General features: G+C 40.2%; 29 protein-coding genes, 1 pseudogene and 1 other annotated feature. Of the genes and pseudogenes, 19 read left to right on the forward strand and 11 right to left on the reverse strand.

What is annotated here, in order from left to right; genetic code table 11:
- Positions 1–55 precede the first annotated feature (55 nt).
- Entirely contained in the window at positions 56–235 is a 180-nt protein-coding gene (locus tag CUU66_RS07350; RefSeq protein WP_101641033.1) for a hypothetical protein, read from the forward strand.
- A gap of 692 nt (positions 236–927) precedes the next feature.
- On the opposite strand, the gene CUU66_RS07355 is transcribed toward CUU66_RS07350, so the two are convergent.
- Positions 928–1,773 (reverse strand): MurR/RpiR family transcriptional regulator, encoded by an 846-nt coding sequence (locus CUU66_RS07355; RefSeq protein WP_101641034.1) that lies wholly within the window; start codon positions 1,771–1,773, stop codon positions 928–930.
- 144 nt (positions 1,774–1,917) lie between these two features.
- Here CUU66_RS07355 and gnd point away from each other — a divergent pair, with 144 nt between their 5' ends.
- The 3 genes from gnd (at position 1,918) to CUU66_RS07370 (ending at position 4,493) form a co-directional block, all read left to right on the forward strand.
- Entirely contained in the window at positions 1,918–2,811 is an 894-nt protein-coding gene (gnd, locus tag CUU66_RS07360) for a phosphogluconate dehydrogenase (NAD(+)-dependent, decarboxylating) (protein WP_101641035.1), read from the forward strand.
- Between the two features lie 375 nt (positions 2,812–3,186).
- Positions 3,187–3,400, forward strand: a binding site (T-box leader).
- A gap of 130 nt (positions 3,401–3,530) precedes the next feature.
- Complete coding sequence (locus CUU66_RS07365) at positions 3,531–3,911, forward strand: hypothetical protein (RefSeq protein ID WP_101641036.1); 381 nt, start codon at positions 3,531–3,533, stop codon at positions 3,909–3,911.
- A 39-nt stretch (positions 3,912–3,950) separates the two neighbouring features.
- The gene (locus tag CUU66_RS07370) at positions 3,951–4,493 is read left to right on the forward strand and encodes a cysteine hydrolase family protein (RefSeq protein ID WP_101641037.1); all 543 of its coding nucleotides are present in this window, start codon (positions 3,951–3,953) and stop codon (positions 4,491–4,493) included.
- Between the two features lie 691 nt (positions 4,494–5,184).
- Here CUU66_RS07370 and CUU66_RS24050 read toward each other — a convergent pair.
- On the reverse strand, positions 5,185–5,358 hold the full coding sequence (locus CUU66_RS24050; protein WP_180955194.1) for a hypothetical protein: 174 nt from the start codon (positions 5,356–5,358) through the stop codon (positions 5,185–5,187).
- Between the two features lie 34 nt (positions 5,359–5,392).
- On the opposite strand from CUU66_RS24050, the gene CUU66_RS24055 reads away from it, so the two are divergent.
- A complete protein-coding gene (locus CUU66_RS24055) occupies positions 5,393–5,578 on the forward strand; it encodes a hypothetical protein (RefSeq protein ID WP_180955204.1) in 186 nt (61 codons plus the stop codon).
- Complete coding sequence (locus CUU66_RS25345; protein ID WP_374702980.1) at positions 5,523–5,693, forward strand: ATP-binding protein; 171 nt, start codon at positions 5,523–5,525, stop codon at positions 5,691–5,693. Before CUU66_RS24055 ends, CUU66_RS25345 begins: the two co-directional genes overlap by 56 nt.
- Before the next feature lie 82 nt (positions 5,694–5,775).
- Here CUU66_RS25345 and CUU66_RS24065 read toward each other — a convergent pair whose 3' ends face one another.
- Entirely contained in the window at positions 5,776–5,943 is a 168-nt protein-coding gene (locus CUU66_RS24065) for a hypothetical protein (RefSeq protein ID WP_180955196.1), read from the reverse strand.
- 323 nt (positions 5,944–6,266) lie between these two features.
- Here CUU66_RS24065 and CUU66_RS07380 point away from each other — a divergent pair, with 323 nt between their 5' ends.
- Entirely contained in the window at positions 6,267–7,685 is a 1,419-nt protein-coding gene (locus CUU66_RS07380; RefSeq protein ID WP_101641039.1) for a Na+/H+ antiporter NhaC family protein, read from the forward strand.
- A 122-nt stretch (positions 7,686–7,807) separates the two neighbouring features.
- Here the strand turns inward: CUU66_RS07380 and CUU66_RS07385 are convergent, their stop codons facing one another.
- Together CUU66_RS07385 and CUU66_RS07390 are read right to left on the reverse strand one after the other, a co-directional pair.
- Positions 7,808–9,025, reverse strand: a complete 1,218-nt coding sequence (locus CUU66_RS07385) for a sensor domain-containing diguanylate cyclase (protein WP_180955197.1) — start codon at positions 9,023–9,025, stop codon at positions 7,808–7,810.
- 113 nt (positions 9,026–9,138) lie between these two features.
- The gene (locus CUU66_RS07390; RefSeq protein ID WP_101641041.1) at positions 9,139–9,405 is read right to left on the reverse strand and encodes a hypothetical protein; all 267 of its coding nucleotides are present in this window, start codon (positions 9,403–9,405) and stop codon (positions 9,139–9,141) included.
- Between the two features lie 196 nt (positions 9,406–9,601).
- On the opposite strand from CUU66_RS07390, the gene CUU66_RS07395 reads away from it, so the two are divergent.
- Positions 9,602–10,120 (forward strand): GNAT family N-acetyltransferase, encoded by a 519-nt coding sequence (locus CUU66_RS07395; protein WP_101641042.1) that lies wholly within the window; start codon positions 9,602–9,604, stop codon positions 10,118–10,120.
- A gap of 125 nt (positions 10,121–10,245) precedes the next feature.
- On the opposite strand, the gene CUU66_RS07400 is transcribed toward CUU66_RS07395, so the two are convergent.
- The 3 genes from CUU66_RS07400 to CUU66_RS07410 all read right to left on the reverse strand — a co-directional run bounded on the left by CUU66_RS07400 (position 10,246) and on the right by CUU66_RS07410 (position 13,601).
- Complete coding sequence (locus tag CUU66_RS07400; RefSeq protein ID WP_101641043.1) at positions 10,246–10,983, reverse strand: YwaF family protein; 738 nt, start codon at positions 10,981–10,983, stop codon at positions 10,246–10,248.
- Between the two features lie 478 nt (positions 10,984–11,461).
- The gene (locus tag CUU66_RS07405) at positions 11,462–12,181 is read right to left on the reverse strand and encodes a class D sortase (protein ID WP_101641044.1); all 720 of its coding nucleotides are present in this window, start codon (positions 12,179–12,181) and stop codon (positions 11,462–11,464) included.
- 1 nt (position 12,182) lies between these two features.
- Positions 12,183–13,601 (reverse strand): processed acidic surface protein, encoded by a 1,419-nt coding sequence (locus CUU66_RS07410; protein ID WP_101641045.1) that lies wholly within the window; start codon positions 13,599–13,601, stop codon positions 12,183–12,185.
- 195 nt (positions 13,602–13,796) lie between these two features.
- On the opposite strand from CUU66_RS07410, the gene CUU66_RS07415 reads away from it, so the two are divergent.
- Both CUU66_RS07415 and CUU66_RS07420 read left to right on the forward strand, forming a co-directional pair.
- Positions 13,797–14,240 (forward strand): GNAT family N-acetyltransferase, encoded by a 444-nt coding sequence (locus CUU66_RS07415; RefSeq protein WP_101641046.1) that lies wholly within the window; start codon positions 13,797–13,799, stop codon positions 14,238–14,240.
- Between the two features lie 75 nt (positions 14,241–14,315).
- Positions 14,316–15,365, forward strand: a complete 1,050-nt coding sequence (locus CUU66_RS07420; protein ID WP_101641047.1) for a dipeptidase — start codon at positions 14,316–14,318, stop codon at positions 15,363–15,365.
- A 135-nt stretch (positions 15,366–15,500) separates the two neighbouring features.
- Here CUU66_RS07420 and CUU66_RS24070 read toward each other — a convergent pair whose 3' ends face one another.
- Complete coding sequence (locus CUU66_RS24070) at positions 15,501–15,671, reverse strand: hypothetical protein (RefSeq protein ID WP_180955198.1); 171 nt, start codon at positions 15,669–15,671, stop codon at positions 15,501–15,503.
- 240 nt (positions 15,672–15,911) lie between these two features.
- On the opposite strand from CUU66_RS24070, the gene CUU66_RS07425 reads away from it, so the two are divergent.
- The 5 genes and pseudogenes from CUU66_RS07425 (at position 15,912) to CUU66_RS07445 (ending at position 20,634) form a co-directional block, all read left to right on the forward strand.
- Complete coding sequence (locus CUU66_RS07425; RefSeq protein WP_101641048.1) at positions 15,912–16,481, forward strand: uracil-DNA glycosylase; 570 nt, start codon at positions 15,912–15,914, stop codon at positions 16,479–16,481.
- A 78-nt stretch (positions 16,482–16,559) separates the two neighbouring features.
- A complete protein-coding gene (locus CUU66_RS07430) occupies positions 16,560–17,093 on the forward strand; it encodes a DinB family protein (protein ID WP_101641049.1) in 534 nt (177 codons plus the stop codon).
- A 381-nt stretch (positions 17,094–17,474) separates the two neighbouring features.
- Entirely contained in the window at positions 17,475–18,152 is a 678-nt protein-coding gene (locus tag CUU66_RS07435; protein ID WP_101641050.1) for a DUF975 family protein, read from the forward strand.
- Between the two features lie 189 nt (positions 18,153–18,341).
- On the forward strand, positions 18,342–19,151 hold the full coding sequence (zupT, locus tag CUU66_RS07440) for a zinc transporter ZupT (protein ID WP_101641051.1): 810 nt from the start codon (positions 18,342–18,344) through the stop codon (positions 19,149–19,151).
- 1,155 nt (positions 19,152–20,306) lie between these two features.
- Positions 20,307–20,634 (forward strand): annotated as a pseudogene (locus CUU66_RS07445) (VOC family protein).
- A gap of 39 nt (positions 20,635–20,673) precedes the next feature.
- Here CUU66_RS07445 and CUU66_RS07450 read toward each other — a convergent pair.
- Positions 20,674–21,159 (reverse strand): YndM family protein, encoded by a 486-nt coding sequence (locus tag CUU66_RS07450; RefSeq protein ID WP_101641052.1) that lies wholly within the window; start codon positions 21,157–21,159, stop codon positions 20,674–20,676.
- A 158-nt stretch (positions 21,160–21,317) separates the two neighbouring features.
- On the opposite strand from CUU66_RS07450, the gene CUU66_RS07455 reads away from it, so the two are divergent.
- Positions 21,318–21,815 (forward strand): GNAT family N-acetyltransferase, encoded by a 498-nt coding sequence (locus CUU66_RS07455; RefSeq protein ID WP_101641053.1) that lies wholly within the window; start codon positions 21,318–21,320, stop codon positions 21,813–21,815.
- A gap of 55 nt (positions 21,816–21,870) precedes the next feature.
- Here the strand turns inward: CUU66_RS07455 and CUU66_RS07460 are convergent, their stop codons facing one another.
- Positions 21,871–22,983 carry an NAD(P)/FAD-dependent oxidoreductase gene (locus tag CUU66_RS07460; protein WP_101641054.1) on the reverse strand — a complete coding sequence of 371 codons (1,113 nt, stop codon included), beginning with the start codon at positions 22,981–22,983 and terminating at the stop codon, positions 21,871–21,873.
- A gap of 348 nt (positions 22,984–23,331) precedes the next feature.
- Between CUU66_RS07460 and CUU66_RS07465 the strand changes: the two genes are divergently transcribed.
- The 3 genes from CUU66_RS07465 to CUU66_RS07475 are packed head-to-tail and all read left to right on the forward strand — an operon-like array spanning position 23,332 to position 25,757.
- Positions 23,332–24,084, forward strand: coding sequence for a GTP cyclohydrolase II (locus tag CUU66_RS07465; RefSeq protein WP_101641055.1), 753 nt, complete (start codon positions 23,332–23,334; stop codon positions 24,082–24,084).
- A complete protein-coding gene (gene ribD / locus CUU66_RS07470; protein ID WP_101641056.1) occupies positions 24,081–25,175 on the forward strand; it encodes a bifunctional diaminohydroxyphosphoribosylaminopyrimidine deaminase/5-amino-6-(5-phosphoribosylamino)uracil reductase RibD in 1,095 nt (364 codons plus the stop codon). Before CUU66_RS07465 ends, ribD begins: the two co-directional genes overlap by 4 nt.
- 18 nt (positions 25,176–25,193) lie before the next feature.
- Positions 25,194–25,757: a 5' nucleotidase, NT5C type gene (locus tag CUU66_RS07475; RefSeq protein WP_101641057.1), complete on the forward strand. Its 564-nt coding sequence runs from the start codon at positions 25,194–25,196 to the stop codon at positions 25,755–25,757.
- Positions 25,758–25,779: the final 22 nt, after the last annotated feature.

Genomic DNA, 25,779 nt, shown 5'->3' on the forward strand with positions numbered 1-25,779 from the left:
GACAATGGAATTTTAGAAGAGAATAAACAATAAAATAGTGAAGGGAGTAAGATAAATGGAACAAGATCCGTACAAGCCGCATTTGATTCGATCAGAGGAGAAGGATTATAACATGATTACAGGGGAAGAAGATTCCTTAGGTGATGAGGCCTCCATGTTAAACAACGAAAAACTGGCGGAAGAAATAAGGGAAAAAAGCGACCCTCGTTACGCTGAATACTACGATTCATTGTGAGGCGGCCTAATGGCTGCTTTTTTAATTTTTAGGAAACTTGGATGGACCTTCAGGAACTCCTTGTTGCTTTTGCTCGGGTAGGAGGCTCCAGTACCATTTGCCTATTCATTCATATACTGTGATGAAGAATTGTAAAGGGGTGTGTCACATGTATTGGTATGCTGCTCAGGGTAACCGCAACTGCCTGTCAGCCCTTTCCCGGTAAAGGCCCGGTCCTCTTGGATTCTATACACCGGGTGTTATAGATTTGTGTAGGTCACCAAGATTGAGGACAAGAGAAGTCCTGAACCCAAGAAGATATTTTTCAACCGGAATGCATTTGAGGGAATACATATAATAAATTCAAATAGAAGATACAAACAAAGGAATAAGGCTAGAATGAGTCCAGCTAAAATGACATAATTCCCTAGTTTGTTTAACTTTATAAATTGAAGTGAACAGCAAAAGAGAAATTAATAGAACATGTAAAACTAGATACATATATAATCTATTTTTATTGAACTCTTTTGTAGTTGTTACCTTCAAGTGGCAGCTCCCAAAAATATAATGACTATAGGATTTGCGTAATAAAAATCTTCATTCCAGGCGTATGAACTGATGTAGGGCTTTGCCTGCACGTAACTTCAGCAAAATACACTTTGCTTTTTTGCGGCAAAAAAACAGGTGCCTTACATGGCAGCCTGTTCATTCACTTACATTCGTGTATCCGAAATGGTATCTCTGATTTTATCCAATGCTTGATTGGCTTTTTCTTTATTGGCAATCATTAAATTAACATATAAGGCATCAATTAAGCTTAATTGGCCAATCCTAGAAGCAAGAGCCTCTGAACGATATTCTGTTTCTTCAGAGCTGGTATAAAGCGCTATATGTACGTTCTGGCTGATGGGTGACTTTGCAAAGCCGGTGATTCCGATTGTTTTGGCACCGTTATCTTTGGCAGTCTTTAAGATCCGGATTGTATCTTTATTTGTCCCTGAGTGCGAAATAACCACAGCAACGTCTTTTGGTGTAAGCTGTGAGGCAGACATGAGCTGGAAATGGGAATCTAAAAAGGAAAATGCTTTGATGCCTGTTCTGATAAATTTATGGTAAGCATCCATGGCGATGACAGCGGAACCGCCTGTTCCATAGAATTCGACCCTATCTGCATCCTTTAACAGATTTACAGCTGATGTAATGGATTCTTTGTCCAAAAATTGAAGTGTATTTTCTAAGGTTCTAATGTTTGAGTGAAAAATTTTTTCAGCAATGGTTTTCTCGTCATCCTGCTCACTGATTTCCTCATGTATCTGTTGGATGGGGGACATAACTTCTGCTGCCAGGGCAATTTTCATAGCCTGGTATCCCTTAAATCCTAACCTTTTGCAGAATCGAAATACTGTTGCATCCGCTACTTTTAAATCATCCGCTACTTCGTTAATGGTACTGTGTATGATTCGTTCTGGCTTTTCCAATATATAATCAGCGATCTTTTTTTCTTTATCACTGAATCCGGAGTAATAGGATCGAATCTTAACCATACAATTTTGGCTCATCCAGTCTTCACCCTTTAAAATTTCATGAAAATAGTATAGCATATAAGACGCGAAAAAATATTTCTTCTTTATCGATTGCAAAAAGAAAAATATTTCGTATAATAAAAACGTTGTGAAAAAAAATTTCAAAAAGAGGCGTATAATATGAAAATAGGATTAATTGGTTTAGGCAAGATGGGATATAATCTGTCATTAAATTTACTGGATAATAAGCATGAAGTAGTTGCCTATGATGTAAATTCAGAAGCAGTTCAAAATATATCAAAAGAAGGCGCTGAAGGTGCAGGTTCTATTGCTGAATTAGTAGAAAAGCTTCCTTCTCCCAAAGCTGTATGGATTATGGTCCCGGCAGGCCAAATTACAAATCAGGTCATTGCTGAACTTAAAGGGCTTCTTAATGCCGGAGACATTATTATTGACGGCGGTAACTCTAACTACAAGGAATCCATCCAAAGAGCAGAAGATGTTATAGAAAAAGGCATTTACTTCCTCGATACAGGTACAAGCGGCGGTATGGCAGGAGCTAGACACGGTGCTTGTACAATGGTGGGGGGAAATAAAGAAGCTTTCCAGACAGTTGAACAGATCTTTAAAGACATTTGTGTGGAAAATGGATACTTGTATGCTGGGGAAAGCGGCAGCGGGCACTTCTTGAAGATGGTACATAACGGTGTTGAATATGGTATGATGCAGAGTATTGCCGAAGGCTTCGATGTCCTTGAGAAAAGCCAGTTTAACTTTGACTATGAACAGGTAGCCAGAGTTTGGAATAACGGTTCTGTTATCCGTTCATGGCTAATGGAACTAACTGAGAATGCTTTCTCTAAGGATGCAAGATTAGAAGGACTAAAAGGAATTATGCATTCTTCCGGTGAAGGAAAATGGACCCTTGAAGAAGCGCTGGATCTTCAGGTGGCAACCCCGGTCATCGCATTGTCACTTATGATGAGATATCGTTCATTAGAAGAAGATACTTTCTCAGGAAAAGTAGTGGCTGCTCTTCGAAATGAATTTGGCGGACACGACGTCGTTAAGTAATACACGAAACAAACTTGAGACGTGAATAGGCAACAGCTTGAGAGCTGCTGGAAATTCAACGTATATTTGGGTGTAGAAGCTGCTGCTGGCGCTAGGAATTATCTGCTAACAGGAACTCTCATTAAACATAGTATCCTCAGTCACGATTAAATGGTATAAACAAAAAGACTTAAGGAAATATGGGCCTTATGGCAAAAGCCGCTCCTATCTACGGGAGCGGCTTTTTTTATCATGTGGGGACTGTCCCCATTTCCTGGATTATTTCCCAAGATTACAGCTAATGGTGTCCTGCTCAACGTGGATATATCAGAATATTTTTCCAATTTTCATTGTAATCTTGAGCCTGCTTTGATAAAATGAGAAAAAATTTATAGCTGATATGTAATGACAGGATTCAGTAGTATGTTATCTCCCTGTTCTAGAGAGCCGGTGGGTGGTGAAAATCGGTACATAGATAAATATAAATTACCTCCAGGAACTTTCTTTGTGAAAAATAATAGCAAAGAACGGCACGGACCGTTATCCGGCCAGAGCGGAAGAACATGTTCTTCAATAAGGGTGGTACCACGTGTATAACCAGGTTCCTTTTTGGGGCGTGTTTTTTTATGTTTATAAAAACAAAACATTCTTAATTTAAAACAATTCTTCCAGGCCTCACATAAACGTCCGAATTTTGAGGCATAGTGAATGTACTTAGACATTTATTAACGGAGGTTTGTATGAAAGGATCAAATTTACAATCTGTACTAGATTTTAAAAAACTTACTGTTGTGCAGCTGCAGATTATTTTAGATGAGCTACAGCAAAACCAATCACCAAAAAAGAAACTGGAAATCCTGACAGCTACCTCGATCATCAAGGGAGAGATAAGGGCATATGAACCGGAAGAAATGGAAAAGGAGCCTATTTTGTCCCAGGCTTTAATGAAGTCAGAAAAAGAACCGCTGCTTGATATATCAACAAGAGAGCTGATTAATATACATGCATGCTTGTACCTAAAGAACGTCAAGATTCAGCCAATCGCATCGCCGGATACAAGCATACATTTAGAAGAGCTTGTCCTTTTCACCGATCATATTCAGGGGATCACATGGAACTGACAGGACAAGTAACATAGAAATTTTGAGGGAGAGATACGAATGGTACATGAAGCTCTGCTTATAGTGGATATGAGCAACGATTTTATAGCAGATCAAGGAACATTAACTGTCGGAAAACCGGGACAGGAAATTGTTCCCTATATTTTAAGGGTAGCAGAAAAATTTCTGACTGAAGGTAAAACAGTTGTGGTTACAATGGATGCACATGCAGAGAATGATCCTCACTTCGATTTATGGCCAGTCCACAATGTAGCCGGAACGAAAGGACAGGAGCTTTTTGGTGACCTGCATGAATGGTATTTGCAGCAAAAAGATTCGGAGGATGTATGGTACATTCCAAAAACGAATTATAATGCCTTTTTTAAGACACCTCTTGCAGACCGATTGCGGGAGCGCGGTGTGAATACAGTACATGTTGTCGGAGTATGTACGGATATATGCAACTATCAGACGATTGCCGGGGCCAATGCTGAAGGATTTCATACTGTCATACATAAAAGAGGCGCAGCCACGTTCACTGATTTGGGAGAAACTTTTATTAACCATATGAAACTATGTTTTCATACGGAAATCATTGAATAGCAACCTAACCCTTCGAGAGCTTAATCTTGAAGGGTTCATTTTATCCCTGAGCATTACACGGGCGGGATACTCATATTCGCTTATCCCTGGGCATAACCTTAGGATTAAGATAAGAATATTAGTGTAACCATAGCATAACAGGTTTTAGGATTAGCAGCATATCCGTATTTTCTGGGCTTACCAGTGGTCAGGATAAGCCTATTAGTTTTTCCCTAATCATAACCGGCTTAGGATAAGCATATCCGCTTCTCTAAGAGCATAAAAGGGCCGGGATACGCATAGAAAATTCAGAATAAGCATAAAACCTTTAAACCTAAGCATAAGAGGCTGAAAGTTAAGCATAACATCCAAAAAAATAAGCATAAAACCTTAAAACACAAGCATAAGTTTCTGCCCTGCTATGGTAAGTGCTAAAAATTACCCGTAATAGTGATTTTTAGCCACTAAACGATATTGAAAGCCGGTTCAACATCAGCCTTCTTTTAAATTTTACTTTAATTTTTCATTAATATCATGTAGTTTGACCCTTTGCCTATCAAATTTAGCCCTTCTACTCTTCGCGATGTCCCGTTCTCAAGCCAATGGCCCCCATACTTCCGTCCCACTAGTTCGGAAAAGTGGTCCCCATATTTATCCGGCCTGCCCAACCACACTTGCTGCCTTATATGATCACTACTCCTATCGAAACTCTTTACTTTCGGCCTTTACTGGATTCACCTTCCCCAGTAACCGCGTTTTGCAGACCTGTCACAAGTGCATCCGTCGTTTCGTCTGCAGTCCTCATTACCCCTCCGTGAATTTGTTTATGATCTGATCCTTTTTTAGAATTCTGCTTGCTTTCTCTTGCATCTTTTTGATATTCCATGTTTTACACCTCCTTTTACTAAGGTGCTCCATTCATGGCGGGATATCCTCAAGCTTTCTTCTCGGGACAGATCAAATATTATTTCAACAATATTTCAATTACCGGTACAGGAAAAGGCAGGAGCCCCGAAGAGCTTTCAAGGATCTTTGTTTTATACAACAAGAGTGAAAGGGACGGGGCTAGGCACCTCCGTATCTTTAAGAATTGTGGAAAAAATTAATGGAAAAATTGCTTATACCAGCGTTCCAGGGAAAGGTACCCGTGTAGAAGTGGCTTTTACGAAAAAAGAGATACATCTGCGCAGAAAGTCAGGATTGGGTGTTAATAAACAATAATAATAGAGGTAACTATTCTAGAGATAAACAGGGCGATCTCATTAGATCGCCTGTTTAATGCATATCATCCGCCCGGGAGGAGTTAATCCGAACTGCTGGATACCATTGTATTTGCTCTCAATTGCTCCTCATTTTGAACATAGTCAACAGAATGTATTCTTTTATGTGTTCCTGTTGATTTTTCTCCAAAGACCTGGATTAATAAGCCTATTAAAATCAGAGAAAAAATGCAGACTGCTGCCCAAACCATACTATTCCTCCTCATATCAAAGTCTATAAAATAGAATATGCGCCTGTCCTTAGAATAAGTTCTCTTTTTGGGAAGCTCGGTCCAAATTGATAATGGATTGTATTCAAGGGCACCCGCATTCCGCGGGAATCCGGAAGTATCCCCGGTGTTAGAAGTATTCGGGGGTATTACTTAACCATTCCAATGATAGTGTCATAAAGAATGGTAACGCAGCCTTCTGTAATTGTACGAAGCCTTAAAAATTGCTATCCTTGGATATCTTGTATAAACTTTCCGTTCCTTCACATTCTATCCATAGAAGACATGAAGGAAGGTGAAGATTTTTGGATAGTAAATGGCTTTCTATTGTCCCGTTTTTAATCGCCATTCCGATCGCCATGAAAACTAAGCAGGTACTGCCAGGATTATTTGCTGGATTATTAGTGGGTTCGTACTTGCTTAAACCCACTCTGACAGGGGGCCTCGAGGAGATGATCGGTTACCTGGTCAGCGGCCTTATTGATCCGGGTAATATCAGAATATTACTGTTCTTATATGCTTTTTCTGGTTTGATCGGAATGATTAAGATTTCAGGAGGTATAAGAGGTTTTGTCGAGGAAGCTTCGACTAGAATACATACAAAAAGGGAAGCGCTGATTCTTACCTATCTGTCAACACTTGGAACCTTCGCCGCACCGAGTTTCCGTTTTGTGACGATTGCTCCCATAATGAGGGCACTGTTGAAAAAGGTCAAAATGTCCACACAGGAATTGGGCTTTGTTATTGAAACTACTGCGACTCCCGTCATCGTCCTTATCCCTATTGCTACGGCATTTGTTGGATATATGACCTCCATTGTGGATCTCGCCGTAAAGAACGAGCATATACATGCTGATCCTTATAGACTTTTTATCCAAAGTATACCTTTTAACTTTTTTTCTTTTGTCATGATTTTAGTAGGAATATATTTAAGCTTCTTTCATCGTTCTAAATCGACAGAAGATACTGACCCAACAATGATAGGTAAAGAAAGTGAATCGGATGAAGATGATTGGCATAGCTGTGACCCGGCAGTAGGGAAGGACCTTCCATCCAAGCCGTGGAATCTGCTAATTCCTTTGGCCCTCATCGTTTCGCTGACCCTTGTTTTCACTTGGTGGGACGGTTACCAAAAAGAAAAGGGGGTACTGGGTGCATTTATCAAAGCAGATGTGATGATGGCCATGCTCGCAGCTCTCCTGTTAACCTCTATTTTGGCTTTTGTATGGTTGAGAATACAAAAAATGAAAACTGCCGAGCTGCTCAATAGTTTTATTATTGGGGGCAATGAAATGATGAGTGTGATTGTTTTACTTGCAGTGGTCTGGGGATTATCATCTGTAACGGAAAAACTGGGTTTTACAGAATTTATAACAGAGCATGCAGGATGGATACCGCCTTCTGTCGTTGTTCCGATTTTGTTTCTTTTTGGGGGAGCTATATCTTATTTTATTGGATCGGCCTGGGGTACTTGGGGAATACTTATGCCTTTAGGAGTTTCGATGTCGTATGCGGCCCACATATCTTTACCACTTGTAATAGGAGCAGTATTTGCCAGCGGCACATTTGGGGCTTTTGCGTCTCCATTAAGCGATGATACAAATACCATTGCTAGAATTTTGAATCTTTCCGTAATGAAATATGCACGTTATAAATTAAAGCCGGCCTTAATCGCAGCCGGCATCACGGCACTTTTATACGGTGTAACCGTTTTATTTATGTAAGTTTATCTGGAGAATCCATTAGATGATTGAATAGTAGTTATGAAGCTTAGGGAAGCGGATTACCGCTTCCTGGCAAGGCATTCAGGGATTTTGGATACGTAAGAGCGTTCCCTAATTAAGAGTTAAGATGTATGGGATGAAAGATCGTCTATGAATAGAACGAAGTGATTCTTACCGGCTTTCTTTGCCCTGTACAAGGCAATGTCTGCATTCTTCTTTAAAGTTTCTGAGGAAGTTGCATGTAATGGGTATATGGCTCCGCCACCGCTAATGGAAACGGTAATGCTTGTTCCATTTATCTGAATTGGATTCTGGTTTAAAAAGAAGCGTAACTCTTCAAATACGAGTCTTAGTTCAGAGATCGAAGAATTTTCAATAATGAACATGAATTCATCTCCAGCATAGCGGTATGCTTTTGCTCTGGTGCAAGAGATACTTTCCATACCTCGTGCAATGATTTTAAGATACAAGTCACCTGCATGATGTCCATAACGATCATTGATACACTTAAGTCCATCTGAATCTATCATCAAGAGAGATACCGAATCTGCATGTTCTTTGATGATTTTCTCCAAATCAGAATGAAAGGCTCGATAATTTCCTAACCCGGTCATCTCGTCTGTAAGGGACATTTCATAATTTCTTGTATATAGTCTGGCCGTATTAATAGAACTAATAACTTGATTGCCGATGATCTGCAGCAGATCCTCATGTTCTTTTCTGTAAGCAAATTCCCGGTTGCTTTGAGCGGAAATTACCCCTTTTACTTCATCATCAATGAGAAGTGGGACATAAATACAGGTGTTTCCTTCCCCTGTACCGATTATATAATTAAATTCATTTAATTCTTTTGCTGTTTTTGCGTGGATGGTTTCTCTTGACTTGATCACCTTCACTGTAAAACTATTATCATCAAATGGGATTTCAATGGAATGTAAAAACTCGCCATCATCCATCATAAAAGGGATTTGAATTTTCTGATTTCCCTCTTCATAAAGAGCTATAAAAAAGGCATCTGTGGGCATAACTTGTGAAACAAGCTGATAAGCCTTTTCCATAAGGACTTTTTCATTAAGTGTCTGAGAACACGTCCGGCCAAAATCGTGAAGAATACGTAAATGCTCATTAAGCCAGGTCATATCAATCATTCTTTCATTGATCTTGCCAAGTTCAACTAAAATGGAAGACATAAGACTGCTGATTTCGGTATCATTTACATCTGTATGAATGGATTGAAGCTGAGTCTCTTTGCTTCTATAAGAAGTGGAACCAACTGATTGAATAAGACTAAGTAACTCCACTAATTGGGTAGTATATTGATTTATGTCATTGCTTGCCATTTTTACACATCCATGTCTGAACTTGTTTTTGTTAATTATAACATTTATTACCATGCTATCAATCTAAACAGTGCCGGATCTCTTCTAAAATGAATCAAGTTTATACTAACCAATTATTTATAAGCCCTGATTCTTTTAAAGATTCTCCCTGTCCAGATAATCGTACACAGCAGTACGGAACCTATTGTAAATATAATAGCTCTGCTGAATAATGGCTGCCATTCATTATTAGTTAACATAGGAACAAAGATGGTAAAAAGATTTAGAACTACAAAGACAATTACGGGAGGCAGAATGAATTGATTATATTTCATGGCTGTAATCGTTAAAAAGAGAGTAAGAAGCGGGGCGGCGACAATATAAACGATAATTTCCCACATTTCAATAACCACTCCTTTAGTAAAACATGTATTTTTTTAATCTATGACAAAATATCAGGCTTGTTGTTAGATATGATAAAGTTTACTTGCTAGTATATGAAAGCAGTAAGTTGTACATTTGCAGGTTATCAATCAGTATTGGAATCTCGTAAAATTATGAAATGAAAAGTCCGAAAGTTGAAAGGGGGCGGGGAACCTGAGTATACGTATTGAAAAGTTAAGTGAACGTCATGCACAAAGTCTTTTTAAGTTTGAGTGTGACAACAGAAGATTTTTTGAAACAATGGTACCTGGGCGCGGGGATGACTACTATATATACAGCCATTTTTTAAATAACCTTGAAAGTCTACTCCTGGAACAAGAAAACGGGTTATCCATTTTTCATCTTATTTTTGTTGGTCATCATGCCATAGCCGGCAGGATCAATTTAGCGGATATCGCTATGGAAAGTACTGGAAGAAAAGCTGACCTTGGATACCGGGTAGGGAGAAATCACTTACAAAAAGGAATTGCAGCCACCGCATTGAAATATATATTAGCCTTAAGCGCGGACGAGTACGAAATAAACAAAATATTAGCAAAAACGACCAATAAAAATATCGCGTCACAAAAAGTCTTAGAAAAAAACGGGTTTGAACTGGACTCTATAGATAATGAGGCAATCACGTTGAACGGAGAGAAGTTATCCTTTTATAACTATAGCTGGGCAGGTTAAAGTTAGACTCATCGGAATTAGCAGTAACAGAGAGGTGATTCATAACCGCGAGCTGCCTCTCTGTAATAAATTTACCCAAAAAACTTTGGAACAATCCGTCTCTCTTAAAGTGATGTAACGGTGTTTCAATTCTCCTCCTTATTCACTGGGAACATCCCCTCTGCAGTTCTTTCTCTAAAAAGAATCCAAACCAATACACTCATCAGCAGCAATAACCCTTCCAGGGACAAAATATACCAAGGATATGGTCCCAATAAATCTAGTAAACTGGGGTTATCAGGTTTATGGCTTAAGAACATGTAATTGCCCTTTACGAGCTTATTAAATGAAATTACAACAGGCATCAGAGTATTGAGGAATATAAATACTTTCAGGACCGACCATAAAGTAGGTCTGTAACCTAGTATCCATGTGAAATAAAAAGGTACCCAAATAAGTATGAGATGGGTATAAAAAAAGTGGATAAACCTAAAGTGAGGAAAATCGTACGTTAATACCGGCGTGAGTATAGCCTGGGATGCCCCTAATAATGATGTAAAAAGCACTATTTCGTAAAGAGCGCGCTTTCTGGTGACGAGAAGAGCAGCAGATAAGAATAAACTGATGCTGCAAAGTTCCAACGGAATGGAATGGGCGGCTGTCCATGTGCCGTTGTAAATCATCCAGAATTGAAAGCTAAGCTCTGAAACCAGAAGGGAAAGGGCTACTATTATCTCCATTTTTCGAAAGTCCAATTGCTGCAGCCTGCCTTTGTTTAAAAAAAGGATAGCCGGGAAAACAAATGAAATGAATATGACGATTAAATGGGATAGGGAGAAGGAATCAAATGTGTTTGTATCATTTGACGCTGACAACCATTCCATTTACTATCCTCCGCTTCAAAATATAATTGATTAATTATAACATCACCGGAGGTGAAAATTAACTAAATTCATTAAAAAGTGTGCAGATGTAAACGGGAGGAGTCCCCAGATATTAGTAAAGGGCTGTTTTCGCAAAGGGGTTGATTTACACTAAAGGATGCTCGCTTTCCGCGGGGCGGGCGCTGAGCCTCCTCGGCTTCGCCTGTGGGGTCTCACCTGATAGAAAAGCGGAAGCACCTTGTTCAGACCCGATAAAGAAGACTTGCTGAGTGGCAAGCGTTAGCGAAGACAGAAGCATAGTCGCACTTATGCGTTAGCCAAGCATAAGACAAGCGGGCCGTGGAAAGCGGTTTTCCTTTCCATGGACCGATTGGCTTATGACTCGAGGGTCTAGGCGCTGGAGCCGGACATTGCCCGCTGCTCCCGCAGGAGTCTCGCACCTTACGTTCCAATCAACCTATTTAACAATAGGGTAGGTTCACCGAACTATTAAAAAACAACAATCATTTAGAAAAGAGCCTACTAAAAAAAACAAAAGAGAGGCGTGTGCCTCTCTTTTGTTTTTTTTCTCGGCCAGGTATGCGACTAGAATATACCGTTCTGGGGCAGAGCCAATAAAATTAAAAGGATAACAAGTGCTGACTGTTAAAGTGGCACGTGGTTTAGGGACAATAACGGTCCGGTCATCTGCATCCACAATCCTCACTTTATTTACTTTATATCGGAATTCACCTGCAGACGTACGTACAATAAGCGAATCTCCTTCTCCTACATCTCCCAGTTTTCTGAAGACTGTATCACGATGTCCGGACAAAACCGAATTATCTTTTTCTCCGGGAAGAACACTTCCCGCGAAGTGACCGACTCCTTTTGACAGTTCATCCTCATCCGTTCCATGGAAAATAGGAAGGGAAGCCTTTAATTTAGGGATATATAACTCACCCATTTTCTCTCCAATTTTAGGGCGGACTGGGTAAAGTTCATCTTGAACCTCTGACAGATTTGTTTGCCTGGGCTCTGGTGTTTTTGTTATCTCCTGCGCGGGGACAGATGCCTCGGTTTTAAATAGAAAGTAGCCTTTTGCAAATTTATACAGATTATCAGCTGTAAACCATACGCCTGCAGTAACCAGTGCCAGAGATAGTGAAATAAGAATCAACCGCTTATTGCGATTGATTCTAGTATTCCGTCTTTCCATCTTAGTTTGTCCTTACTTTGCGGTATATCATGAATCCAGCAAACGCTAGAAGGAGACCGAGAAGCATATTAGGAATATAATCTGAAGCAGTTTTAGGAAGTTTTGCTCCCTTGACCGTCTTCATTGCTTCCTTCTTTTTAAACGTTTCTTTTTGCAGGTGCTTTGGTTTTTCAGGTGTCTCCTTAGAGACTGTTTGTTTTACATCCTCGACGGATTTCTCAACCTGTTCCCCCGCATCAATAATGGTATCAGAATCAACCATATCTCCGGTAATCAGCAGGTCTGCAAGGAATTTTCCACTTGTTGAATAAAGAGTGATTTTTAGTTTTGCATCTGTCAGTTCTTTCATGCTGAACAAATCCATGATGGATAACGGAGTTTCAGTTCCATTTTTTACAAGGCTATAATCAGCCTTTAGCTGGAAGATGGATAAGAACTCGTTATAAATGGAAGTTATTTCAGCTATATCAGCAGGTGAAAGTTCAGATGCCATGTCAAAGTCTTCGAATGCCATCATTTTTTCCGCTAATTCATCTAGACGATCCATTACAATCGGATCTGAAAGTACGTCCTCGAGGGATGTTAAATGTTCTTCAATATTCTTAAGTTCCGTCTCAGATAATCCAAGCTCCTGCTCGAATATCGGGAGGATATCTTCAGCGATCTCTTCATCCATGGGAGGGAGATCTCCTTCAGTAAAGTTCCAGACGTCTTCTTCTAATTGATCCATAAATACATAATTCTTAATATCTTTTCCATTTTCCTTTAACAAGCCGAGCAGGGATTCTTTATCCAAATCATAAGATTCATTAAAGTAATCCAGGTTGCTTAAGTCGGCCTTGATTACATCACCCATGAATTCACGGAGTTCGTCTACTGATTCAAAGGTATCCAGGCTGTCATCGAACGTATTAAGATAGCTTTCAATATCTTCTCTTGTAACCGGGAAGCCTCTTACCGCACTCACTTCAGTCAGGTAGTCTTTTAAATCCTGTTCGAAGTTCGGATCTTGTTCAAATTCACCTTCCATGTATGTATAGATTGCATCACTCAGGTCGGCCACATAGACATAATCGTCCAGTTCTTCTCCATTTTCTTGGAGTAACTTTTCAAGACCGGCTTGATCAATTTCATGTTCTTCATACACTGATTTTAAATTACTGAGATCTTTTCTAATTACGCTTCCAAGGGATGTACTCAGTTCATTAACCGTTTCATAATCATTCAGAGATTCATCGTAAGCAGCCAGTGAAGCTTCTATATCTTCCTTGGTTACTTCGAAACCTCTAATCCCACTCACCTTTACCAGATAAGCCTCTAGTTTTTGATCGAAATCAGGCTGTTTCGCGGCCATTGTCAGTTGAGGAAATAAGCTCAATAACAATGAAAAAGTAAGTAATATTGCCCACATTTTTTTCATGCAGTTCTCCCTTTCAAACTTCTATATTTCTTGTGTTCTAGAAGATTATAAATGAGTAACAAAAATTAAACAATGAGGTTATTATTACCAATTCAGAGATTGAGCTGGATATGGGAAAATGGCAATTTTATAGAGGCAGGGCAGGGGGTATGATGATAGTAGAAAACAAATTAAACCTATAAGGAGGAATAAGTAATGGAAGTGAAACTTATTCGTTCAGAAGATACATTTTCGATAAGACATAAGGTACTGCGCCCAAATCAAACGATAGAAGAATGTAAGTTTCCTAATGATGAAGCGGAACATACTTTCCATTTAGGAGTTTTCTTGGATAATGAGTTGATCAGCATTGCTTCCTTTTATAAAGAGAAGCATGCTGGACTTAACGACCCGCACCAATTTCGGTTAAGAGGAATGGCTACTTTGCCAGAATATCGGAACAGACAGGCGGGCAGCCTCCTGATAAAGACAGCTGAACAGGTATTACATAATAAAGATGCGGATGTTTGGTGGTGCAATGCAAGAACATCCGCAAGCGGGTATTATAAAAAACTAGGCTTGAAAGAGCGTGGAGGACTATTTGAAATTCCCGGCATCGGCCCGCATATTGTTATGTATAAAAGATTAGCAGATAACTAGAGTGCTGCTGACCTATTACCAATGAAAACTGTGATATGATTAAATTGACAGAAAATTTTATAAGGAGGAAATAGTTTGAATCAGTTTCCGATATTTGATGGACATAACGATACTCTTTTAAGCCTGTATTATGCAGAACGCGGGAAGGGACGTTCTTTTTTCACTGCATCAGACACTGGGCATATTGATCTTCCACGGGCAAAACGAGGCGGTTTAGGTGGAGGATTCTTTGCCGTATTTACACCCAATCCCTCTCATAGAACGGAAGTGGTAGAAAACGAACGCGGATATGAGATTCCACTGCCACCGCCCATTTCACATGAATTTGCTCTTCGGACAACACAGGCAATGGCTGCCAATTTGTTTCGATACGAAGCCGAATCAAATGGACGTTTTAAAGTGGTCAGAAACTCTGAGGAATTAACCTCCTGCATTGAAAAGGAGATCGTCGCTGCAATCTTCCATATTGAGGGGGCAGAAGCTATCGATACAGATCTAGATGCACTGCATGTTTTCTATCAAGCGGGGCTAAGGTCCCTGGGTATTGTATGGAGCAGGCCTAATGCGTACGGAGAGGGAGTTCCATTTCGCTATCCCTCTTCTCCAGATATTGGAGGAGGCTTAACAGCAGCGGGCAAAAATCTCGTCCGGGAGTGTAATAGACTGGGAATCATGATTGATACCTCTCACCTGACTGAAAAAGGATTCTGGGATGTTGCAAATAAAACAGATGCTCCTATTGTAGCTACACATTCCAATGCTCATGCTCTTTGCAATATGTCTAGGAATGTAACTGATAAACAACTGGCCGCAATAGCTGAGTCGGGAGGGGTTGCAGGAATCAATTTCTCAGTGAATATGCTTCGGGAGGATGGTGCGAGAGACAATAATACGCCAATCCAAGAAATTGGACGCCATATTGAATATATTGCTGAGAAATTTGGAATAGATCATGTGGCATTCGGATCAGATTTTGATGGAACAAATATTCCTTCCGAATTAAAGGATGCAGCAGGGCTGCCGAAGATATTAGAAGATCTCAAGGGGCGGGGATTCAAAGATTCTGATCTATTAAAGCTGACACATCAAAATTGGCTGCGAGTGTTAAGCCAAACTTGGAAATAGGCTGACAGGATCTCGAGTATTCTCTTACATACCGTCAAATGAGGAGAAGAAATTTTTATTTCCTTTTTAGTGAGCCGGTTTAAATAATTAGGCAGCTACTTACTAAACAGCTGCCTTTCCTGCTGGCTTAGATGGTTATTCACGGATTTCATCTAAATCCTTATGGACTTTAAGCAGGTTTGCAAGTAAAGATGTAAACCTTTTTTTGTCTTGAAGGGGAGTTGCATCGAGTTCCTTTTTAATTTCAAAGCTTTTGTTTATTAATTCATTTATTTTTTGCTGTATTTTACAATTTGAAGGTTTCATGGGCGTCTTCTCCAATTTTTCATTTTCTTAGTATAATTTAACAGAAGAACATTACTATAGGATGTAATTTTTATTAAAAATAGATTGCAATGAAGTCTCCAAGTGATTTTGATAGCAAAGGTACCCATTCTTTATCTCGCTTTTTTATGTTCATTTCACAAGGTCCAGTAGGTATTTCCTAAGTTCTATTATCGCAGACTATAATTAAATATGATTTTTTAATCTCATGAGGTGAATCGAATGTCTTCATTTTGCGGGGAATTATGGCCGGAAATACAGACGCCGGAAGGACAGAGAGACTGCAGAGAGTGTGGATTATTTAGGCATGGTACAAGAATGGTCTGGGGTGAAGGCAATCCAGCAGGAAAGCTTATGGTTATATTAGATAACCCTGGTGCACGTGAAGATAAAGAAGGTACTCCCTTTGTCTGCAGCACAAGGCAGACGTTGCAGAGAGCGGCATATGATGCCGGATTAACGAAAAATGACCTTTATATTACCTATATTTTAAAGCGCAGGCCAATCAGGGCTTACGATAAAGAACTTGTGCGTAAAACTTGTATGCTCCATCTAGGACAGCAGCTTGCTGAAAATATGCCTAAGTTAATTTTGTGTTTAGGAAATGTTGCGGTTCAATCCTTCTTTCAAGACCCAAATGCCGAGGTTCGAAAGTTACGCGGAAAGTGGCATGATATTCAAGGGATTCCTACAGCTGCAGCATATCATCCTTTGGCTGTAAAACGACGCCCCAATTTATGGCCTGTTTTTCGGGAAGACTGGCTCATGACTGCGAACCGGTTTTTCGCCTGAAATGCTTTTGAAAAGAGGAATAAATGAAAGAAAGACAGAAATGAATGGGGATGACGAAAAAGAAAGAAGGTTCTAGATATGTATAAACTCCCAGAAACAAATGAATATCCTCCTTATTATTCAACATACATAAAGCTGGTGCCAGAAGGAGATCTTGTTGACCTACTTACGCAACAGCAAATAGGAATGAACAATGATTACAGGAAACTAACAGAAAAACAAGCAGTATTTCGATATGCACCTGAGAAATGGAGTATTAAAGAAGTAATTGGTCACATCACGGATACGGAGCGCATAATGGGGTTTAGGCTCCTCTCTTTTGCAAGAGGGGAAGATCAGGCACTGCCAGGTTATGATGAAAATAAATATGTAATGGAGGCCTCTTTTAATGAGTCATCCCTTGACGGCCTGCTCAAGAGTTACTCTGCCGTCAGGCTCTCTACCTTGCATCTGTTAAAAAGCCTGCATCCTTCAGATTGGGATAAGAAAGGCAATGCCAACAATTCAGTAATAAGTGTCCGTGCACTGGCAGCCATAATAGCTGGACATGAACTTCACCACAGAAAAATCATACGGGACCGGTATTTTGGATCAGATTCGTTTACTTCATAAATCAAGACATGGGGATCCATAGAGTTAAGTGTGGGTTTTACCTTTAGACTAAACCCATTAAAAGGCAGCAGTGACCTTTTATATCAGGGTCACTGCTGTTTTTTTTGTGTGGATGATGTTGCCTGCAATCATAACGAAAAGTTGAAAAGGCAGTTGAATTGTAAGCATGTAGGAAAGTTAATTTCATATCAAACAGAGATTGCTAAACTACTGTTTTCATTCATATTTCTCTTTTGTTAAAAATAGACTGTATGGAACCTCTCACTGCAAAAATCAACTTCCGTATCCTGTTAAGTCTTAATGATTATTTTCAGCCTTGATTCCCGCTGGTTCGACATGCCGTGGTATAATTCTACTAGAAAAAGGGGGAGATTGGATTACATGTCTATTTCTGAAATAAAAAAAGAAGCAAAAAGGTCGTTAAATGGCAAATGGGGAGCCGCCGTTTTGCTTACCTTCGTATTTTTCCTGGTCAGTACCATACCAGGAGGAATAGGGGAAGTATTGTTAGCCGGAGGTTTTGAGTCCTGGTGGAACCAGGGGCAGGCGCCAATAGAGGCGGATATTCTTAACATGATTATTTCCGTCATTTTATTCCCGCTATCTACTGCTTTTTATTGGATCTTTTTAAATGTGTCAAGAAACGGGAATGTTAAAATTTCATGGCTATTCACCATATATTCGAATGGGAGAATGGCCCTGAAAATTATTGGAACAACCATTCTTATTGGTATTTTTGTACTTTTATGGGCTATTTTGTTAATCATACCAGCAATAATTAAAAGCTTTTCTTATTCCCAGACATTTTTTATTTTACGAGACCGTCCGGAGTTATCTGCTTTAGAAGCTATAACTGAAAGTAAAAAACTAATGAAAGGTAATAAGTGGAAGTTTTTCTTGATGAATCTTAGCTTCATCGGCTGGGCCATTCTATGTATCTTCACTTTAGGAATCGGACTGCTATGGCTTGTACCTTATGTGTCGACTTCTATGGCAGTATTTTACAATAACCTTATCAAAAATGAACAAGAACACTCTGGTAAAGAAGCCGTTATCTAACTTCATCTCCAGGTGAGGCCGATTATGGGAACCATAATCGGTTTTTTTATGTCAAAAAAACACAATCTTATGATGAAAATAGGCTGGGCTTAATGATAGAAAAGATATTTCGGTAAGTATAGAAAGTTGCTCCAAAGAAACTTTTGTGAGGGAGGTGCATAATTTATAAAAACAAAAGGGGGAGAAGTAATGGCAGAAAATTTAATGCTGGCCTTTGGTTTAACTTTGTTCGCAGGTCTTGCTACAGGAATTGGCAGCTTGCTTGCTTTCTTTACATCAACAACCAATACTAAATTCCTTTCTGTTGCTCTCGGCTTTTCTGCAGGAGTAATGATTTATGTGTCGATGATTGAAATTTTTGTAAAAGCAAAAGATGCCCTGGTTAAAGCTTTAGGTGTTCACCCTGGAAATTGGCTGACTGTAGCTGGTTTTTTTGGAGGGATGCTGTTAATTGCCATGATAGATAAGTTTATCCCAAAGGCAGGGAATCCGCACGAACTGAAGAAAGTGGAGGAAATGAGCGGTGCTGCAAAGACAATAAAGGATCCAGCACTGTTAAAGATGGGTACCTTTACAGCTCTTGCCATAGCAATCCATAACTTTCCTGAGGGCATTGCCACATTTACTTCAGTCTTGCAGGATCCCGCTCTGGGTATTGCAATTGCGTTTGCGATAGCCATTCATAATATTCCAGAGGGAATTGCTGTGTCAGTACCTGTTTATTTTGCTACAGGAGACAAGAAAAAGGCCTTTAAACTCTCATTCTTATCAGGATTGTCGGAGCCGATTGGGGCAATTGCTGCCTACTTCATCTTAATGCCTTTTCTTAATGATATTATGTTTGGTATTATATTCGCTGCTGTTGCGGGAATCATGGTTTTTATTTCCTTAGATGAATTACTGCCTGCAGCCAAAAAATATGACGAGGACCACCTGTCCATTTATGGCTTGATCAGCGGTATGGTGGTGATGGCCCTGAGTTTATTGCTCTTTATATAGGTGGCTGTTTTCGCAAACTATGTTGTTTTTGAACCAGGGGGTTGATTGGAACGTGAGGATGCTCGCGGACCTTAGGGGCGGGCGCCCGAGCCTCCTCGGCTTCGCCTGTGGGGTCTTACCTGATCGAAAAGCGGAGGACGGTGCTTTCCAAGATAAGATCCATCAAAAAGCTGAATGATGATCTTTTTTAATTAGAGGCAAAAGGCTAAAAGAAAAGCAGACACCTGATCAAGAAGACTTGCTGATTGGCAAGCGATAGCGAAGACAGAAGCTTAGTCGCCCTTACCACGCTCGTAACGCCACGTCCTGTGGCCCCGCCTGGCTCGCACATCCTATGCTTCGTGCGTTAGCCCGGCATAAGACTAGCGGCAGTAAAAGGCCGACTTTGCCTTTTAATGGCGATTTGGCTAGACCCGCGGTGTCAGTCCGGAGCTGGACAAAAAGAAAAGCGGAAAGCGGTGCCTTCCCCATTAACATTGTTAAGAAGTCGCATGATAAGCTCATCTTTTATCAACACAAAATTTTAGGGAAGGCAGAGACCTGAAAAGCATAAGACAAGCAGGCCGTGAGAAGCGGTTTTTTCTTCTCATGGACTGATTGGCTTATGACTCGAGGGTCTAAAGCCTTGGAGCTGGACAATACCCACTGCTCTCGCAGGAGTCTCGCACCTTACGTTCCAATCAACCTGTTTAACAATAGGGGTAGGTTCACCGAACTATTAAAAAACAACAATCTTTAGAAAAGAGCCATATAGAAAAAGCACCTATGGAAGCTCGGATACAGCCGATAGCCGGCCCTGAATCGGGGCTTTTTTTAATTTTTTTATGGCTGTTTTCGCAAACTTTGTTGTTATTGAAGGGGGGTGATTCTTTCCGTGGGGCGGGCGGTGAGCCTCCACAGCGTCGCCTGTGGGGTGTTCTTTTCTCCCGATAGACGGATTGGCTTATGACTCGAGGGACTAAAGCCTTGAACTGGATCAAAAGAGCCCCGCACCTTTCGTTCCAATCAAAGAGTTTAACAATAGGGTCGGTTCACCGAACTTATTAAAACAACAATCGTAAGAGTCTTTTAAATAGTATTTCGATTATTATAATATTGTAGAAGTATTGGTTGTTCAGGAATGCTGTTTATGGTATTCCTGGGAAAGGGGAGTCTATGTCTGACATTAAAGGGATTAATCATTTATTATTTTCCGTATCGAATCTTGGTGAATCCATCCGCTTTTATCAAGATGTGTTTGGTGCGAAGTTATTAGTAAAGGGAAGGACCACTGCATGAAGAAAAGGACTTTGACAGAATTTATAAGAAGTTAGTGTCACTTCATGTTCACATTCTCCCAAGCCGTGAAAGAAATGAACTGGACCAGAAATCTATCTATTTTACTGACAGGGATGGCCATAAATTCGAGTTTCATACGGGTACTTTGATTGATAGACTGAACTATTATAAAGAACATAAAAAACATATGCAATTCTACATATAATTTTAAAGGCAGCATCCCCCAAGTGGAAGCTGCCATTTTTTATGTATTTTTTTGATCTTCACTATCTTTCTTGCTCCTGACATCAGGCCGGACAGGGGTTAGATCCTCAGATGCTTCCGTCTCGTAACGTGATGTACTTCTCCCGGTATTCCCTGAATGTTGACGTCCCTTTGCCCGGACCGTATGATTAGCACTCCTAGGGATAATACGATGAAATACGTATTCAAATAAAGTAACTCCAAGAGCGGCAAAAAAGGAGGCAGAAACTAGGTTATCCTGGAATGTTAAATTTCTGCTTAGTAACCAGATCAGCAAGAAGGCCAGCCCAAAATCAGCGGCAGTCGCCATGACATTGTTTGTTCTCCTTAAAATCATAAAATCACCCAGCACATAAGCAACAGCCGTTAAAAGTATTGAAATGACCAGAACATCAAAAATGGAAAAGTTGTTAAATAACCCAAGAATAATGCCAAGCATGGAAAAAGTAGCAATAAACTTAATTAGCAGCGGCAGTATATGTCTCATGTAATCATCTCCTTTTTCTATATTGTGGCTGTCTGACATTGAACTATGCTTAGCTCACAAAAAATCTTATGCCAGCAGGATTAGTCATGCTGATTAGCGGATATATAAAGTATATTCAGTTTATTCGCAGTTAAAATATATTTTGGCAGGAGAGAGAAATGAGTACACTTTCTACCAGGACAAAAATAACACTCGGCTTTTATCATCAGAAATATAAAGAACAGGTGGTAGAGGATTATTATTTAACGAAAGAACAAGCATCATTTACCTCACTTCCAAGAGAGGCCATAAAAACTTGTGAAAAACAATCAGACCGATTCCCCGTGATCATATTTGAGGATGATCGGCCGGCAGGCTTCTTTATTCTTCAAGGCTGGAATGGGGTAAAGGATTACTATAATAATAAGCGTGCTATGATGGTCAGGGCTTTTTCAATCCATGCAGCCTTTCAGGGACAGGGGATAGCGCACGAATGCCTGCAGCTCCTCCCATCTTTTATTAAAAAGCATTTTCCTGACAAAAATGAAATCGTCCTTGGCGTCAATTATATGAATACAATTGCCCAGCACGTGTATAAAAAATGCGGCTTTACAGATAGAGGAATACGAACCATGGGAAAAAGAGGGAAATTGCACATTATGCATCTTCCAATATAACTCAAAAGGAGCTGAGAATTCAGCTCCTTTTATTAGCTCCTTTTTATTTGGGATATTATTCAACAGCACCTGCAGGGTCATACTTCTTCCAATCAATGTCGCAATCATATCCCAGAGCAAGCTTTGCCAGTTGTGTACCAAGGTATGGACCCATGGTAAGCCCGGAAGCACCAAGGCCATTTGCTGTCAAGATACCTTTCCACCCTGGAAGCTCACCGAACACAGGAAGAAAACCAGGAGTAAACGGCCGGAATCCAACCCTAGCCTCCAGAAAACGGGTTTCTGCTAAACCGGGTGCAATAGCAAGTGCTTTGCTGAAGATTTCATGCAAACCTCCTGCTGTAACCGTAACGTCGAATTTGTCGATATTCTCATGGGTTGCACCGGCAATGATCCTGTTATTCTCAAAAGCAAGCAAATATTGGTCATTTGGAGGCATAACAACCGGCCAGCGGGCGGTATCACCATTCTGGTATTCTAAATGGATGATCTGTGCTTTTTGATATTGCACATTGAACTGGATGCCAAGCGGACGAAATAATGATTGGGCCCATGCTCCAGCACAGACAATCACTTGATCAGCCTTTAGTAATCGTCCATTGCTTTGTACACCTTTTACCGTATTGCCTTCAAAATATAGTGACACATCAGAGTAAAGCAGCTCTGCTCCGTGTTTTTGAGCGGCTCGCAGCAAAGCGTCCCTCAGCGCACGCCCATCCACCCTGGCAGCCCCGCTGATATGTACAGCACCAAAACCTTCCGCTAGAGGAGGAAAAAGTGTTCTTGCTTCAATGGAAGATAACCTGGTGATGTCTCCTATTTCAGGAGCTTCTTCTCTGCGTTTGACTGCTCTTTCCTCCATTGCGGACAGTTTCTCATCTTCCATATGAATACTTATTGCTCCGACTTTCGAATATCCAGTTTCCGTTTCCCCATCTTCTTTTAATTCAGCAATCAATGAAGGGTAAAAAGCGGCACCGCCTTTCGCAAGCTGATACCACGCTTGATTTCGGCGCAGAGACAGCCATGGACATACAATTCCAGCAGCAGCTTCTGTGGCCTGCCCTTGATCTCTCCTGTCAACAACAGTGACCTCCGCACCTTCTTTTGCCAGCCTATATGCCGTTGAAGCTCCCATGATACCAGCACCCACTACAATATATTTCATTTCATACAGCGCATCCTTTACAGTTCTTGTTGTATTCTGTGATTCTATCTTTAACATTATAAATGATTAAATGGATATTATAGTAATAAACCATATACGTTCTTTATCCATTACAATAAATCAACATATACGTAACCCTCCGCGTATTCATTTATCTAACCTGCGTTCGGGACATGGCTGTCGAAAAAATTAGGTAAATAAGCATAAAAAGAGTACGTAATCGCATAATCATGCTATTATTATGTAACCGCGATAGTTACAGCAGAATGCTGTTTGTCATCGCAGGGAATTTGTTATTATATATTTTGCTAAAATTTTTACATTAAACATAAAAGGAATGACCATAACATGAATCAAACTAAATTAGACAGTAAAGTTCTAACATTATTAGAAAAGAAAATCAAGATGATCCGTACAGAACAAGGAGCCATATATTTGGTTGGTCCAATTAGGCTTCCTGTGAATTTATATGGGAAAACGGAAATATTCCAATGGTATTGCTGGATGAATTCTGAGGAAGTAACCGAGGACTATGAACAGATTATTGAAAAACTTTCTTCACAAAATTTGGCTGAACTCCAACAGTCCAGTGTATTGGTGTATGGGGAATTTGAGTTTAATGAAGACGCATTGATCCGCATGCATTCTATTTGTCACACAGGTGATATTTTTGGAAGTAAAAGATGTGACTGCGGATATCAGTTGAAACAGTCCATGAAAATGATAGTGGAACACGGAACAGGAGCGTTGTTTTATCTAGCAAACCACGAGGGGCGGGGAATTGGTTTATTCAGCAAAGCGATGGCCTATGTTCTTCAGGAAAATGATTACGATACTGTTGAAGCTAATATCCATCTTGGTTTTGTGGATGATTCAAGAAATTATAGTGACGCGATTAAAGTCTTAAAAGCACTTCGAACTAAACCGGTTACTTTGATCACTAATAATCCCAAAAAATTAAAGGCGCTGAAGGACTCAGGAATGCTTGTCTCCGGCCGGACGCCGATCTGGGGGGATATATCTGAATTCAATGAAAAGTATCTGCAGACAAAAATTAACCGTTCCGGCCATATAAAAGATGAAGGGACTCACTCAGAATGAGCAGCCATGAATTTTATATGGAAACGGCTCTAAGAAACGCTCAGGCCATGAAAGGGCAGACAGACCCGAACCCCCTTGTTGGGGCAGTTATCGTGAACGACAACAGAATCATAGGGATTGGTGCCCATTTACGAGCTGGGGAGCCGCATGCCGAAATACATGCAATCAGAATGGCTGGCGAAAAAGCAAGGGGCGGGACGATTTATGTGACACTTGAACCCTGCTCCCATTATGGGAGAACAGGTCCTTGCGCACTTGCTATTGTAGAAGCAGGTATCCGGAAAGTGGTCATAGCTTCGCTTGACCCAAATCCGCTCGTTGCGGGTAATGGCGTCAAGATTCTTCAGGATTCTGGGATTGAAGTGGAGATTGGCGTCCTGAGGGAAGAATCAGAACGTATGAATGAAGTGTTCAATAAATTTATTGTCGAAAAAATACCATTTGTAACGTTAAAAGCTGGAATAACGATGGACGGAAAAATTGCTGCTTATACTCATGACAGTAAGTGGATAACATCGGCGGAAGCAAGATTGGACGTACATAAAATCAGAAATGAGAATATGGCCATCCTGGTTGGAGTGAATACAGTTATCAAGGATGATCCAGAGTTGACTGCCAGGATCCCGAACGGACGCAATCCAATCAGAGTCATTATGGATTCAAAGTTATCCATACCGCTTGAATCCAAGGTGATAGCAGATCAAAAAGCTGAAACATGGATTTTTACGTCTCAAAACTTTAGTGAAGATAAACGAAATGTACTTGAGAATTTAGGGATGAAGGTATTTGTAACTACTGGAATGACCAGTGTAGATCCGAAAGAAGTGCTGCAAATACTAGGCGAAAATCTTGTATCTTCACTGATGATTGAAGGCGGGGGATCGATTAACGCTGCCTTTTTACAGAATAAGCTTGTCGACAAAGCAGTCATATACATGGCTCCAAAGTTAATTGGCGGGAAAGATGCCGCCACATTCTTTGAAGGAACAGGCATTGATAAAATGGCCAGCGCTATTGAGCTTGGCGATATAGAAGTTTCCAAAATTGGTAAAGACTTTAAATTTACAGGCTATCCTGTTTACTCAGAGTAGCTTTTTAGGAGCAGGAAGATGAAGTTTGGTTTTGATATTGATGATACATTAATTAATTTGCGTGAACATGCATTTCATATTTATAACAAGAAGCTGAATAAAAATGTAGGTACTGATATATTTCTTGCCTTACAAACCCTGGAAATCCATGAAGCATTTGGTTTAACAGCAGAAGAAGGATTTAAAATGTGGAACAGTTTAGTAGATGAAATTTATTATACCTCATGCCCTCCCATCCAGAACTCTTTGGAAGCATTACAAGAGCTGGATCATCAGGGCCATGAAATTTACTATATAACGGCAAGGCCCAAAGAACATGGGGAACGTACAAAAAAATGGATGACCAAGCAGGGGTTCCCCATGCAGGAAGGCAGATTCTATTGCGGTATGAAAGATGAAGAGAAAATTCAAATTATCCGCAAGCTAAAACTTGATTACTATTTTGACGATAAACCTGCTGTTCTTGAAACCTTAGCGAATGAGCAGCTAAAAGTGTATGTAATGAATCAGTCTTATAATACGCACGTAAATATTCCTCGGATTACAAGCTGGACAGAATTGAGAAATATCATTACACAATAAACGAAAGAGATAGGTCCGCCCT

The sequence above is a fragment of the Peribacillus deserti genome (assembly GCF_002863585.1).
GTDB classification, from domain to species: Bacteria; Bacillota; Bacilli; order Bacillales; family DSM-1321; genus Paraperibacillus; species Paraperibacillus deserti_A.